This is a genomic window from Parvularcula sp. LCG005, assembly GCF_032930845.1.
Lineage (GTDB): Bacteria > Pseudomonadota > Alphaproteobacteria > Caulobacterales > Parvularculaceae > Parvularcula.
Genome location: NZ_CP136758.1, coordinates 2,379,215 through 2,392,431, shown reverse-complemented (window position 1 = coordinate 2,392,431; position 13,217 = coordinate 2,379,215). Strand labels below are relative to the sequence as shown.

Annotated in this window: 12 protein-coding genes; 4 read left to right on the top strand and 8 right to left on the bottom strand. The window is 60.0% G+C overall.

What is annotated here, in order from left to right; all coding sequences use genetic code 11:
* Window positions 1-2: 2 nt before the first annotated feature.
* Window positions 3-1,256: a peptidylprolyl isomerase gene (locus RUI03_RS11305; RefSeq protein ID WP_317287568.1), complete on the bottom strand. Its 1,254-nt coding sequence runs from the start codon at window positions 1,254-1,256 to the stop codon at window positions 3-5.
* Between the two features lie 133 nt (window positions 1,257-1,389).
* Window positions 1,390-1,923: a DsbE family thiol:disulfide interchange protein gene (locus tag RUI03_RS11300; RefSeq protein WP_317287567.1), complete on the bottom strand. Its 534-nt coding sequence runs from the start codon at window positions 1,921-1,923 to the stop codon at window positions 1,390-1,392.
* A gap of 135 nt (window positions 1,924-2,058) precedes the next feature.
* On the opposite strand from RUI03_RS11300, the gene RUI03_RS11295 reads away from it, so the two are divergent.
* The gene (locus RUI03_RS11295) at window positions 2,059-3,144 is read left to right on the top strand and encodes a GIN domain-containing protein (protein WP_317287566.1); all 1,086 of its coding nucleotides are present in this window, start codon (window positions 2,059-2,061) and stop codon (window positions 3,142-3,144) included.
* A gap of 448 nt (window positions 3,145-3,592) precedes the next feature.
* Here RUI03_RS11295 and RUI03_RS11290 read toward each other — a convergent pair whose 3' ends face one another.
* The 3 genes from RUI03_RS11290 to RUI03_RS11280 all read right to left on the bottom strand — a co-directional run bounded on the left by RUI03_RS11290 (window position 3,593) and on the right by RUI03_RS11280 (window position 6,786).
* On the bottom strand, window positions 3,593-5,287 hold the full coding sequence (locus tag RUI03_RS11290; protein ID WP_317287565.1) for a bifunctional diguanylate cyclase/phosphodiesterase: 1,695 nt from the start codon (window positions 5,285-5,287) through the stop codon (window positions 3,593-3,595).
* A gap of 230 nt (window positions 5,288-5,517) precedes the next feature.
* On the bottom strand, window positions 5,518-5,991 hold the full coding sequence (locus RUI03_RS11285) for a hypothetical protein (RefSeq protein WP_317287564.1): 474 nt from the start codon (window positions 5,989-5,991) through the stop codon (window positions 5,518-5,520).
* 21 nt (window positions 5,992-6,012) lie between these two features.
* Window positions 6,013-6,786 (bottom strand): glycosyltransferase family 2 protein, encoded by a 774-nt coding sequence (locus RUI03_RS11280; RefSeq protein WP_317287563.1) that lies wholly within the window; start codon window positions 6,784-6,786, stop codon window positions 6,013-6,015.
* Here RUI03_RS11280 and RUI03_RS11275 point away from each other — a divergent pair.
* Both RUI03_RS11275 and RUI03_RS11270 read left to right on the top strand, forming a co-directional pair.
* Window positions 6,785-8,644, top strand: coding sequence for a glycosyltransferase family 39 protein (locus tag RUI03_RS11275; protein WP_317287562.1), 1,860 nt, complete (start codon window positions 6,785-6,787; stop codon window positions 8,642-8,644). The two genes, RUI03_RS11280 and RUI03_RS11275, sit on opposite strands and share 2 nt — an antisense overlap.
* The gene (locus RUI03_RS11270) at window positions 8,641-10,176 is read left to right on the top strand and encodes an ArnT family glycosyltransferase (RefSeq protein WP_317287561.1); all 1,536 of its coding nucleotides are present in this window, start codon (window positions 8,641-8,643) and stop codon (window positions 10,174-10,176) included. Before RUI03_RS11275 ends, RUI03_RS11270 begins: the two co-directional genes overlap by 4 nt.
* Before the next feature lie 2 nt (window positions 10,177-10,178).
* Here RUI03_RS11270 and kdsB read toward each other — a convergent pair whose 3' ends face one another.
* From kdsB to galE, 3 genes are read right to left on the bottom strand one after another with little or no spacing between them, the layout of a single operon-like run.
* Window positions 10,179-10,931 carry a 3-deoxy-manno-octulosonate cytidylyltransferase gene (gene kdsB, locus RUI03_RS11265; RefSeq protein ID WP_317287560.1) on the bottom strand — a complete coding sequence of 251 codons (753 nt, stop codon included), beginning with the start codon at window positions 10,929-10,931 and terminating at the stop codon, window positions 10,179-10,181.
* On the bottom strand, window positions 10,928-11,428 hold the full coding sequence (locus RUI03_RS11260) for a VanZ family protein (RefSeq protein ID WP_317289650.1): 501 nt from the start codon (window positions 11,426-11,428) through the stop codon (window positions 10,928-10,930). Before RUI03_RS11260 ends, kdsB begins: the two co-directional genes overlap by 4 nt.
* Window positions 11,364-12,344 carry a UDP-glucose 4-epimerase GalE gene (gene galE, locus RUI03_RS11255; protein ID WP_317287559.1) on the bottom strand — a complete coding sequence of 327 codons (981 nt, stop codon included), beginning with the start codon at window positions 12,342-12,344 and terminating at the stop codon, window positions 11,364-11,366. The genes RUI03_RS11260 and galE overlap by 65 nt, the downstream gene beginning before the upstream one ends.
* 119 nt (window positions 12,345-12,463) lie before the next feature.
* Between galE and RUI03_RS11250 the strand changes: the two genes are divergently transcribed.
* On the top strand, window positions 12,464-13,204 hold the full coding sequence (locus tag RUI03_RS11250) for a metallophosphoesterase family protein (RefSeq protein ID WP_317287558.1): 741 nt from the start codon (window positions 12,464-12,466) through the stop codon (window positions 13,202-13,204).
* Window positions 13,205-13,217: the final 13 nt, after the last annotated feature.

Here is a 13,217-nt window from a genome sequence, read left to right as displayed (position 1 = left end):
GCTTAGCCTTCCTGCGACATCCGGATTTCGACAGCGCTGTCGCGCTCAACATCACGCAGATAACGGCGGGAGATGAGGTCGAGCTCGTCCGATTCCAGCTGGCTTTCAACGGCGCGACGGGTCGGCAGGCCGAGGCCTTCATCTTTCTCGCACAGCATCACGGCGTGATAGGCCCCTTCACTTTCAACGACCTCTGAGACCTGTCCCACCTTCAGCCCAGCAAGGACATCGTGGAACACCGTCTGGAACGCGCTCTCGGGCAGCATGGGCAGGATCGTGACGCCGACACCCTCGCCCACATCCGCGCTGAGCGCGTTGCCGGTGCAGGGGTTGGCGGATGCCAGCTTCTTGAACGCGGCCGCGGCCTTTTCCTCGCCCAGCGAGGCATCGGCGCCGGCATAGGCGACTTCATAGCCCGGCTCACCAGGCTGAGCCGGATCGCGCTTCTGGCGCACGGCCAGCATCTTCAGCATGCCGTCATTGGCGATCGGACGGGAAATATTCCCGACGCCAAGACGCGTGACAATGTCTGAGAGTTCAGGGTCGAGGTCGGTGGACAGCATCCAGCCCAGATCGCCACCGCGCGCGGCGGAGGGGCAGGCCGAATATTGCTGGGCTAAGGCCCGGAACGGCGCACCCTGGCGCATCTGTTCAATCATCTGCATGGCGATCGTGTACATCTGATCGGCCTGTTCCTGGGTTTCCATGGGCAGGCAGATCTCGGAAATCAGGTACTGGTCCTGCTGCACATCTGTGCGCAGCTGGTTCAGCGTGTCGTCGACCTCCTGATCGGTGACATTGACGCGCGCGCCATAGCGTCCGCGGACCAGACGCTCCCAGGCTATTTCAGCACGCAGTTTCTGCTGCAGCGTGGAAATAGAGATGCCTTGACGGGCAAGATCCTGTTGCAGGGACTCGACTGATCCGCCGCCGGACGCGGCGATACGGGCCAGGTCTTCCTGCAGTTCATCATCGGTAATGACGAGGTCAAAACGCTCAGCTTCCTGCAGCTTCAGCTGTTCTTCGACCAGTTCCTGCAAGATCTGACGACGCAGCTGCGGCAGCGCTTCGTCAGGCACCTGCAGGCCTTGCGTCGCAATCATCAAGCGCATGCGCTGCTCGATATCAAACGTAGAGATCGGGTCGTCATTGACCACGGCGGCCACGCGTTCTCCCACCTGTTGGGCTGCTGCCGTCATTGGCGCTGCCACAGCGCAGAGGAGGGCGCCCAGACCCAGAAGATACCGTTTGCTCACGTGTCTATCCCTCAAAACTCTACCCGAACCCAAATCCCACAACGTCTCTTATAGGACACGGCGCTTGGACGGAACCAACTGCGCAGTGAATATGTGGTAAGCGGTCTTGGCACGTTTGTCAGCGCTTGGCGCGCTATTTTGCGCGCAATTCGGCAATCAGCGGCCGCACCGACCGCTCCCAAACTTCCCGCGTCAGGGGACCCTGATGGCGAAAGCGGATGATACCGGTCTGATCGACAAGGAAAGTTTCCGGCGCGCCGGTCACACCAAAATTGACGACAGTGCGGCTGGTCTCGTCATTGCCGACCTTGTCATAGGGATTGCCGTGCTCGGCCAGCCAAGCGGCCCCGCGCTCCGGCGTATCCATCCAGTTGATGCCGTAGATCTCGATGTCGCCCTGCGCCTGCAACTCCATCAGGAACGGGTGCTCCACGTGACACATCACGCACCAGGAGCCGAACACATTGACGAGACTGATCTGCCCCGTGAGGTCGTCGGAACTGAGACCGGCACCAAGCCCGGGAAGAGGCAGGAGCGCAAATTCCGGTGCTGCCCGGTCGATCAGCGTCGAGGGTTGGGTGGACTGGTCCAGTGTCAGCCCACGAACGGCAAAAAAGCCGATCACGACAAAGACAGCGAGCGGGAGGAGGAGGAGGTACCGGTTCATGCCTGCGCTTTTGCCCCCCGGTGACCGCTTGGGCAATGCGTCAGCTTGAGCCGCTGCAAAATTTTGCCCTGCCGGTCTTTAAACGCCATCGACGTGTAGTATATATTGAATATCGATAAAGAAAGGTAGTCGGACATGATCCGGAATTCAGTCAATACACTTCTGGCGGGCTCGGCCGCGATTGCCCTGTTGGGCCTCGCCGCGACGGCGGCGCCAGTGCAACAGGCAGAACAGCGCTTTGACGGGGCGAACGAGTTCAGTCTCGCAGGGTTTGTTGGCACACTGATTGTGGAAACGGGCGGCGATGTGCTGACCGTCAGCATGACCGGTGCAGCCGATGGCGGTCCGCTTGAATTGACCGAACGCGATGGCACGGTCAGCCTGACCGGCGATCGAAAAGCGGTGAAAGAGCTCTATCGCAAAGGCAGCCCATGGCAGAAGAAGGGCTGGCACTGGACATCGAGCAAGGACTCCCAGGAGAAATTCGCTGAGTTTCTGAGCGACTATCCGACAATCACGGTCCGGCTGCCGGAGGGCGGCGATCTGTCCATTGATGAGGCTGCGCTCATCATCACCGCGACCGATGATATGGGCGATGTGTCCATGGGCGGCCTTTATGAAGCCTATGGCACGCTGGGGCGGACCGAGTCGGCAGCCTTTGGCATTGCCGGTATGGGGGAACTGACAGCAGGTGATGTGTCTGGCGATCTGAGTGTGTCCATTGCGGGGTCTGGTTCGCTGATGGCGGCCAATGCCGGATCGACAGCCATCCGCATCTCCGGTTCCGGCGATGTCGAGCTTGGCGACATCAGCAGTGATTTTTCCGTGCATGTCTCCGGCTCTGGTGATGTGGAAACGGGAACGATCGGCGGCTCTGTCGATGTGCGGATCTCAGGCTCAGGTGATGTCTCCATGGGCACGATTGCAAATGCCCTGGAGATTGGCATCAACGGTTCAGGCGATGTCGAGGCAGATGAGGTCAATGGCCCAGCCAGCATCCGCATCAATGGCAGCGGTGATGTCGATATCGGACATGGTCGTGCTGAAAACTTCAGCGTGCGAATCAATGGCGGTGGTGATGTGTCTTTTGGCGGCGTCGCGACCAATCCCGATATTCGTGTCGCCGGTTCAGGCGATGTCGATATCAAGGATTATGAGGGGACCGTATCCGTCAAAGGCGACGGCGATGTCCGCATCGGCGACCTGACGTTCAACGATTGACGGTAGTGGGGGGAGGAAACTCCCCCTTTTGGGGGAAAACGACAGCGCAGCCGGAGGGGGGCCAGCGCGCTGTCGAGGTCTACTATAAGTAACGTAAAACGGCCATCCGAGATAGAAACACCGCGCCCACCTGAAAAGCGCGGTGTCTCATTTTCGGTTGAGGCAACACCTGCCCATAGGTGCGTCTCAATTACGAGGGCCGTTTCATCCCCGGCCGCCTCTTACGGGCGGCTCGTTATCCATGGTTTACGCCACATGACACATCCATGACAAGAAAATTCGTTGCTGCGCCGCACCATTCGAACATGTTTCAGCGCAGTGTCGTGCTGCGGCCAAATAATTGATAATCATCGATAACTTGGCTTTTCGGTCCAGATCTGCGTCTCTTGGAGCAGGATTCCGCTCCGCCTGGTTGCACGTATCTGGCGGAACGATAAATTATCGACAATCAACCAGTGCGCCAGGCCTGCTGTTCGGGTTCTGCGCGGGTCGGCGCAGACCATTCCGGCCGCTGTTCGGGTTTGCCAAGATAGAAGCCTTGAAGGTAGTCGACGCCCAATGCCTTGAGCAGAGTCGCATCGCTTTCATTGTCGACCCATTCGGCCACAGTCTTCATCCCGAAATTACGCGCCAGATCAAGAAGCGTGCGCACAATGATCTGGTTCTCGCGCGAGGAGGAAATGCCGGATACGAAAGAGCCGTCGATTTTCAGAATATCGATGTCGAGCGCTTTGAGGTTCCGGAACGAGGTGTAGCCCGCGCCAAAATCATCAATCGCGAAGTCACAGCCGAAATCCTTGATTGCCGAGACAAACTCGATCGAGGCGTCAATGGCATCAACGGCTTGGGTCTCGGTCAGTTCAATGGTCAGGCGGTCACAGACCCGGCGGTTGGCGCGCAGATGTGACAGGTAGCCTTCTGCCCAGACCGGATCTTTCACCGTTTCCCATGACAGGTTGACGTTCAGGGCAATGGTCGGCTCGATCAGCAGCGCCTGCGTGGCCAGTTCGAGGACCCGGCGGTCCAGCAGGTGGACCAGGCCCAGACGTTCAGCGGTCGGGATAAAGGCCGGTGCCGGTATTTCCTGACCGTCCTCACCGCGCATGCGGATCAGACACTCATATTTGGTGCAGGGCGCGTGAACATCCGGCACGATCGGCTGGTAGGCAAGATAGACACGGCGCTCATTCAAGGCGGTCAGAATGACGTCTGACATTTCCGTGTTCTGGCGGCGACGGGAAACAGTCTCCGTCGTTTCGCTGAACATCTCGAAGCTTGATGGACCTTTGCGGCGGGCCTGATCAAAGGCGGCTTCGGTTTCTGCCATGGCGATGCTGGAGGACGCCTGGCTGTCGAGCAATGTCGCGCCGACGCAGACAGAGACGCCGATACCGCCGGCGCGCGTCATCACCACCTGCTCGCGCATCGCATTCATCACGGTGCGGGCCTGGGTCACGATGGCTTCCGCTGTGCCCTCATTCAGGATGATGCTGAATTTCGTACCGGCGACCCGGCCGAAAACGCCTTTCTGGCCCAGCGATGCAGCAATACGATCAGCAACCTCGACGATCACCTGGTCCGCAATATCGAAGCCGAAGTCGCTGTTGATGCCGCCGACATTGTCGATGCCGACGAGGAGGAGGGCGCCCTGGCGCGTGCCCTGCCGGACAGCGTCGAGTGTCTCGCCAATCAGTTCCTTGCAGCGGGCCCGGTTCAACTGGCCTGTCAGCTCATCATAGCAGGCGAGGTAGGACAGGCGCGCTTCACGCTGTTTCTGGTCGTCAATCAGACGGATGACGCCGACGAGGCGCTTGGTGTCGCCATAAGCCATCCACATGCCGCGCTCTTCGACCCACCGATTGCCGGCATCCGGGCCGAGGCGATACTCAAGGGAGTAGCTGGTATTGGCTTCCTGGGCGGCATCGAGAGCCGATTGGCGCTGGGTGATGAATTCTTCGTCGAGGAGGGCAAGGAGGTCGTCTTCGCCGTTGATATCGTGGTCAAGGCCAAAGAGGTCGCGGGCCGCGTCCGGATCTGCCCAGCGCATTTCGCGATCGGTTGGATCCAGGTCGAACATGGCTTGGCCAGCAGCCTCAAGGGCGAGCTTGAGTGTTTCTGCCTCAACGGTTTGAATGGTCGTCATTCCGCGGTCCTTGCCTGTGAGAGCGAGCGCCCCCTAGGGGACGAGTGGCGTTCGCTTCGACGTTTCAGGGACGACTATATGGCGGGTGACGTAAAAGAAGCCTGAAATATTCGCGGCAGGGTTGTCCCAAATAGGTACGAATGCCGAAAATTGCGGCTATCTGAAGCAATAAAGCCCGCCGGTAACACTAACCGGCGGGCTTTATCGAAAGACTTGAAAAGAAAAGATGATTAGCCAGTCACGCCGAAATCACGTCTTGCCGTGACAGTGGTGACAATGAAGCCAGCCATGAAGTCGAGGAACGTCATCGACATGAAGATGAAGAAGATCGAATTGCCATAGCCCGGCACAATGATGAACAGCAAAAGCGTAGCGATGAACAGGAGCGCCGACAGGGCGTGATTGACCAGTGAATCCGTGCCCGTTTTGGTCGCCCGCAACAGCTCGATGAACAGGAAGCCCATCGACAGAATGATGAACGCATGGCCCATGCTCACGCGCCAATAGTCACCCGACACCATGGTGAGCGTGAAGAATTCAGTATCAGTCCAGCCTTCGCCGCCTGCAAACCGTCCAACGGTGAACAGGATCAGGCTGACAACCAGTAATGGGATCATGGAAAACATATTGGACTTCCCCTCGCGACGTCCTTTACCGTACTGCAGACCCGGCACGGGCGCCACACTAATATCGCCTCTACCCATCGGTCAGTCCTCCCCCACCGGCTACAGTTCCTTAATCGCCACAGGTTTGCGAGACCGGGCGATAAGCCATGTTACGCCTATAAGATCCCGGATCGCTACTGCTGCGCGGCCAAAATTTGTATATTTTGATTGACCATGTTCGCGGGAGCGGTGGGAAACGGGCGCAAATTCGACCTCATAGCCTTCCCGCGTCATCAAAGCCGGCAGATAGCGGTGGATATGGTCGAAATACGGAAGCCGTAAAAAGGCGTCGCGATAAAACACCTTGAGGCCGCATCCCGTGTCGTTGGCGTCGTCTTTCAACAGTGATTTCCGGATGCCATTCGCCCAGCGAGACGCCAGCAGCTTGGCCTGACTGTCCTGGCGTTTCTGGCGTTCGCCAGCGACCATGGACAGGAGAGCGGGCGCCCCATCGCGCGTCAATTGGGCGATCATCGCGGGAATTTCGCCCGGCGGATTCTGTCCATCGCCGTCCAGTGTCGCGATGATCGGCGCCCGCGCCGCCAGGATCCCGGTGCGCACGGCCCGGCTCTGACCGGCGTTGTGAGCATGCGCCAGAACACGCAATTGCGGAATTTCGGTGCGGGCCGCCGCCAGATTGCCCTGGGTCGCATCGGTGGAGGCGTCATCGACAGTGATGATCTCAAAATCATGGCCGTCGAGCGCTTTGGCAATTTCACGCACGAGGACGACCGCATTGCCCTCCTCATTATGCATGGGGACGACAACAGACACGGCAGGAGATGCATTGCTGCGATCGGGCAGGCCGTAAAGGGGAGCAGGGGTATCAATCATGGCGGGCGGCCTAACGCATTTCTGGGCGAAAGGCGCGCCCTTTTTTGTGAAGCCCGTGCTGTACCGTCCCGGTCGTCACACTGGAAACAATGCGGAGATAGGGGGCTTTGCGGCGCTGCCCGCTCTCGCCAAACCGATCACAACCGGTTACGAGACCCTACATAGAGTGGCATTTGGGGTGCGTGTGGCAATCGTTGTGGGCAAGGGGCAAAGGCAGGCACCATCGGGTGGGCACATCATCCTCATCCTGTTGTTCGCCATCCTTGTGGCCCTGTCCGGTCTCCTGACCGTACCGCCCCTCGACCGGGACGAGAGCCGGTTCATCCAGGCCACGACCCAGATGATCGAGACGGGAGACTACGTCCGGATCCGCTATCAGGATGAGGAGCGGAACAAGAAGCCCGTCGGCATCTACTGGATCCAGTCTGCTTCTGTGCAACTTTTTGCTGATGTGGAAGACCGCCCGCTCTGGGCCTATCGTCTGCCAAGTCTCATTGCCGTCGCGCTGGCTGGTCTATTCACGTATTTTGCAGGTTGTTCGCTGTTTGGCCGATCTGCTGCCTTTCTGGGCGCGGTGCTGCTTGTCTCGGCTCCCGTCCTGGCGGGGGAGGGATCGATCGCCAAGACGGACGCCACGCTGTTGGCGTGTGTGTGTGCGATGCAGGCGGCTCTTGCCCGACTGATCGTCGCGCGAGAAGGCAGGCGTGTGCTGCGCACCGCCATAGCGTTCTGGGTCGCGATTGGTGTGGGCATACTGGTCAAAGGCCCAATTGCCCCGATGATTGGCGTGTTCACCGTGGGCGGCATGATCGCCGGCTCGAAACTGACCGGCGCCGGCCTGAGCTGGCTCAAACGCCTCCGCCCCGTTATGGGCGTCGCAATCCTCGCCCTTATGGTCGCGCCCTGGGCCATTGCGATTGGTATTGTGACCGACGGACGATTTTACGCGGAAGCGGTCGGCACCGACATGCTCGGCAAGATCACGACCGGTCAGGAACGCCATGGCGGCCCGTTCGGCTATCATTTCATTGCGCTGTGGCTGATGTTCTGGCCGGCGGCCCTGTTCATTCCGGCGGCCATGCGATCGGCGATCCCGCGCTGGCGCGACGGCGCGGTCCTGTTCTGCCTGTCATGGCTTCTGCCGGGCTTTCTGGTGTTCGAGCTGACATCCACCAAGCTGCCGCATTACCCGATGGTTCTGTATCCCGCCCTGGCCCTGCTGATCGGGGCCTTCCTGACCTCGGTCAAGGCTGGTCAGTTCCCGTTGCTGCGGTGGGCTGGGGCGCTGCTCTATGCATTTGTCGGTGCGCTGGCGGCATTCGGGATCATCTACCTGGCCAAGACCTATTCGTCAGAAGGGGTGAATGCCTGGCACTACACGGCCGCCGTCGTGATTTTGGGCGTCACCCTGGTCGCGGCCAGTTTCTCGCTGCGGTCAAAATTGATCCCCGCACTGACTTCTGCCGTCCTGGCGAGCGGCATATTTGCGTGGGTCACGTTTGAAGGCGTCCTGCCGACTCTCGACCAGCTGCTGCTGACCCCCCGTCTGGCGGAGATGCTCGACCGGAACGAAGCGCATCCGCTTCGCGACGACACAGGCCCAATCGCGCTTGTGGGCTATCACGAGCCCTCTGCCGTGTTCACGCTCGGTACCCCGACACGATTGTTGACGCCGCAGGAAGCCGCCGTCTGGATCATTGCGGCGCAAGGGCGCGCCGTTGTCGTCGAAGACCGGGAACGTGACGCATTTCTCGAGGCTCTGCCCGCCGGTCGGACAGCGGTCGCCGTCGATAGTCTGACGGGCTACAATTACTCGAACAGCGAAGACATGCGACTGACCCTGTACCGCCTGAAATGACGTTATCCCCCTTCATTCGTGCCCGTACCGTTCTCGAAGACCGGCCCGTCGAGGTCGTGCTCGGGCTTGTCACCGCCGTCACGCTTCTCCGGCTCATTCTGCTCTTCTTCTATCAGACGAGCCTGGGGCCGGATGAGGCACAATACTGGTTCTGGTCGCGTGACCTCGACTTTGGCTATTATTCCAAGCCGCCCATGATCGCGTGGTCGATTGCCTTGCCCACGGCAATTTTCGGGGATTGGACCTGGTCAGTGCGTTTCCTCAGTCCGATCTTTATCGGCGGCACGGCGATGTTCCTGTTTGCAACAGGGCGACGGCTCTATGGCGATGGTGTCGGCGTCTGGGCCGCGCTCTTATGGTTGTTCCTACCGGCGGTGATGCTCGGCGCCACGATCATGTCGACAGATATCCCGCTTCTGTTCTTCTGGTCGATGGCCCTGCATTTCCTTGTCAGCCTCTACCACGATGGTCCCTTCAACGCGCGGCGCAATGCGCTCGGGCTTGGCGTCGCGCTCGGCCTCGGCATGCTGTCGAAATATGCGATGATATATTTCGCCATCGGATGGGGCCTGTCTCTGCTGATCGTCCGGGACGAGCGCCGCGGCATGCCGCTGAAGCCCGGCCTTTTCGCCGTCGCCCTGGCCGCCCTGATCTTTGCACCGAACATCGTCTGGAACATCACCCATGGGATGCAGACGCTCAACCACACCGCGGACAATGCCCATTGGGACGGCAATCTGCTGAACCCCGGCTCATTGCTTGATTTCGTCGGTGCCCAGTTCGGGGTTTTCGGGCCGATCCTGTTCGGTGCTTTCCTTGCCGGCATCGTCACGCTCGGTGCACGCCTGCGCGGCGCTGGTGAGAAGCGCCCCGCTGATTTGTTGCTCCTGTGTTTTGCTCTGCCGCCGCTGCTGATCATCTGTGTGCAGGCTTTGCTGTCCCGCGCGCATGCCAATTGGGCAATGGCGGCGTACCCGGCGGCCAGCATCCTTGTGACGGCATGGCTCTTACGCTGGCGCGCGCGGTGGGGGCTTTGGGCTGCTACGGCTCTGCATGTCGCCGTCGGCCTGTTTTTCACCGTGCTGTCGCTCAATTTCGCTCTGGCCGATCGTCTCGGCATGTCGAACGAAGTCAAACGCCTGCGCGGTTGGGACGAGACGGCGGCGCAGCTGAGAGCGGCCGCGGAGGGATTTGACGCTATTATCGTTGATGAGCGCGAGATCGCTGCGCACCTCACCTGGGAATGGCGCCATGACGATGTGCCGCTGATGGTGTTCGATCTGAACGGTCAGCCGGACAATACCTACGAATATGCGATGGGGTTCGAGGCACAAGCCGGAGAGCGGTATCTGCTCGCCACCCAATGGTCGAGCCTTCTGTGCATGTATGCAGGCTTTGCCGAGATTGAGCCCATGGGCCAGAGCTTTGTCGACCTGAAGGCCACCCGCCGGGGACGACCGGAGCGCACAATCGATCTATACGCGGTGAGTGACTACACGCCACTGCGCACGCCTGTCTGTCCCCCACAATAGGGCTAGTTGCGCGACCGATACCGGGCAACGAAGGCATCATAGTCTGCACGGGTATCAATGCCCGGTGCGGCGCGCGGCACAATAGCCACGGCGATGCGGTGGCCATGCTCCAGAATACGAAGCTGTTCGAGGGACTCTGTGTTTTCCAGCGGCGTGCGGTTCAGCGACGGGAAGGACTGCAGGCCCTCAGGCGTGAAGGCATAGATGCCCAAATGTAGAAAGGGTGCCCCATCGCCCGATCGCGGAAAGGGGACGCGGCTGCGCGAGAAATAAAGGGCCGAGCGAACTCCGGCCGGGTCAGGCTGGCTCAACACCGCTTTCACCGTATTCGGATCATCAGGATTTGCATGGTCGGGGAACGGACAGACGAGCGTTGACGCAAAGGCCGGGCGATCTGTCTGTTGTGTTCGGGCATGGGCCTCGATCAGCGCGGCGATATTCTCCGGCTCGATCTCCGGCTCGTCGCCCTGCACATTCACAACGATATCCGCCTTGCTGTCGCGTGCCGCTTCGGCGACCCGATCGGTGCCGCTGGGATGGTTGGGGTCTGTCATGACAGCCCGCGCGCCGAATGCCGTCACCGCATCGACAATACGCTGGTCGTCTGTGGCCACCACCACTTCAGCGCCCTTGACGGCCGAAGCGGCTTCTACCGTATGCTGAATGAGCGGCTTGCCGGTATCGGCGAGCAGAGGCTTGGCCGGCAGGCGCGTGGAGCCGTAGCGTGCGGGAATAACGATAAGGGCGTGGGTCATCGAATAACCGGTGTCCTGATATGAATGCCGTAATGCTGCACCAAGGCACGGACCACGAGCGCCCCAAGGATGCCGCTCAATGCGCCGAGATTGTTGGCGAGGAAATCAAGCGCATCGCTTGTCCGCGTTGATGTGAACATGCCCTGACAGACTTCCATCAGGAGGCCGTAGCCGAGCAGGGCAAGAAACACCAAGCCAGCCTGGCGTTTGGCGGTGGTGAACCCGAGCGTCGAGAAAAATCCCAAGGCGCCGTACGCCATGAAGTGAGAGACCTTGTCCCCGCTCATGGGATCACCGAGCACAAGGGCCGCGATCCAGGCGGACCAGTCCATCACTTTGCCGATTTTTTCCGGATCAGGGGTCAGGCTGACAATCGTGACCAGGACAAGGATGACCACTGCGTTGATGCGCCAGAACTGGGCATATGACATATCAGATTGCGAGCCTCGATTTTCGTTCCCAGTCGATAGCTGTACGTACAATAAGGTCAATATCATCATAACGGGGGGTCCAGCCCAGCGTCGTGCGGATCCCGGCATTGTCGGCAATGAGCTGTGGCGGATCGCCGGCGCGTCGTGGGGCGACGGTTGTTGGCATCTCATGACCCATCACTTTTTCGACGGCATCTATCACTTCGCGGACCGAATAGCCTTCGCCGTATCCGCAATTCAGAATCACCGAGCGACCGCCGCGGATCAGATAGTCCATGGCCGCGGCGTGGGCGTCTGCCATGTCGGAGACGTGCAGATAGTCACGAATGGCCGTGCCGTCCGGCGTCTCATAGTCGTCGCCATAGATTTTCAGCGACTCGTCGAGAATACCGGTCGCAATCTGCGCCGCTGCTTTGATCAAATGTCGCGGGTGACCGCCTTCACCGGCCCGCCCTTTGGGATCGGCGCCGGCCACGTTGAAATACCGCAGCACCGCGGTCGAAATGGCGGCAGGCCGACAGACATCCGTCACCATGCGTTCCGCCATCGCCATCGCTGCACCGAAAGGTGAGATGGGGCTCAGCGGTGCTTCTTCCTGGATCGGCATGCGTTGCGGCACACCGTAAACCGAGGCCGTGGACGAGAAAACGAAATGCTCGACACTTGCCGCTTTCGCCGCCTTCAGCACGGTGAGGGTCGAGCCCAAAATCTGGTCAAAGGCCGCCAGTGGATCGATCAGGGAATCCGTGATCGTGCTCTCGCCAGCAAAATGGATCACGTGGTGGACGTCATGCTGACGGAATTGATCGGCGAGACTGTCCGCGTCTTCCCGGGGCAGCCGGATATTGGGCATTTTGGTGCGCAGATACGGGATGATGTCATCGGTCTGAGCGACGGCGAGAACGTTTTCACCGCGATCATGGAGGCCGAGCAGCATGTGAGTGCCAAGATAGCCAGCAGCGCCTGTCACGGCGATCGTCATCTCACATCCTCCAACAAACCGTAGGCGCCCTTGGCCTTAGGCCAAATCATCGATCCTGCCAACGGATGACCGCGTTTGCGCCTGTTTGTACCCACGCATTTGACTGGAACCTCGACGCCATGACGCATACTCCCTATGTGCAGGAGCTCATGACAGATATTACCCCCGCCCCGCCCGAAGAGGCACTGGTCGCTATTGGCGACATTCACGGCTGTAACACGCTGCTGCAGAAGCTGTTGGCCAAGATTGAGCGCAAGATGGGGACGAAGCCTTATCGGCTGGTTTTTCTGGGCGATTATGTTGATCGCGGCCCCGACAGCCGCGGCGTGATCGAAACGCTGACCGCGCTGGCTTTGGAACGGCCGGGCACCGTTTTCCTGCGCGGCAATCACGAACAGGCCATGCTCGATTTTCTCGCCGTGGGCGAGGGAGCTGAGGGGTGGGTTGAATGGGGCGGCGAGCAGACGCTGGACAGCTACGGGGTGAAGCTCGACTTTCCCTACGACCTCGACAAGACACAGAGGGAGCTGGCCGCGGCCCTGCCTGACACCCATTTCGACTTTCTGATGTCGCTGCCCACGCGGTTTGATGCCGGGCCCTATGTCTTTGTCCATGCGGGTGTTGACCCGTCGCGCGGGCTGGACGAACAGATCGAGCGGGATCTCTTATGGATCCGCGACCCGTTCTTTGCCGAAGGCGAAGGCAAATTCCCCGATCACATCATCGTGCACGGGCACACGCCGGTGAAGAAAGTCGACAATCTCGCATGGCGGATCAATGTCGATACCGGTGCCGTCTGGACATCAAAGTTGACAGCAGTGGTGCTGACTGACGGCAAGCGTCAGTTCATCACCACCTGAACGAGGGCTGGCT

Coding starts and splice junctions, on each gene's coding strand:
- galE (WP_317287559.1), bottom strand. CDS start 12,344: ATGACGATCGCCGTGACAGGCGCTGCTGGCTATCTTGGCACTCACATG.
- RUI03_RS11300 (WP_317287567.1), bottom strand. CDS start 1,923: ATGAACCGGTACCTCCTCCTCCTCCCGCTCGCTGTCTTTGTCGTGATC.
- RUI03_RS11275 (WP_317287562.1), top strand. CDS start 6,785: ATGGCGGGCGGCCTAACGCATTTCTGGGCGAAAGGCGCGCCCTTTTTT.
- RUI03_RS11260 (WP_317289650.1), bottom strand. CDS start 11,428: ATGATATTGACCTTATTGTACGTACAGCTATCGACTGGGAACGAAAAT.
- RUI03_RS11280 (WP_317287563.1), bottom strand. CDS start 6,786: ATGATTGATACCCCTGCTCCCCTTTACGGCCTGCCCGATCGCAGCAAT.
- kdsB (WP_317287560.1), bottom strand. CDS start 10,931: ATGACCCACGCCCTTATCGTTATTCCCGCACGCTACGGCTCCACGCGC.
- RUI03_RS11295 (WP_317287566.1), top strand. CDS start 2,059: ATGATCCGGAATTCAGTCAATACACTTCTGGCGGGCTCGGCCGCGATT.
- RUI03_RS11270 (WP_317287561.1), top strand. CDS start 8,641: ATGACGTTATCCCCCTTCATTCGTGCCCGTACCGTTCTCGAAGACCGG.
- RUI03_RS11285 (WP_317287564.1), bottom strand. CDS start 5,991: ATGGGTAGAGGCGATATTAGTGTGGCGCCCGTGCCGGGTCTGCAGTAC.
- RUI03_RS11290 (WP_317287565.1), bottom strand. CDS start 5,287: ATGACGACCATTCAAACCGTTGAGGCAGAAACACTCAAGCTCGCCCTT.
- RUI03_RS11250 (WP_317287558.1), top strand. CDS start 12,464: ATGACGCATACTCCCTATGTGCAGGAGCTCATGACAGATATTACCCCC.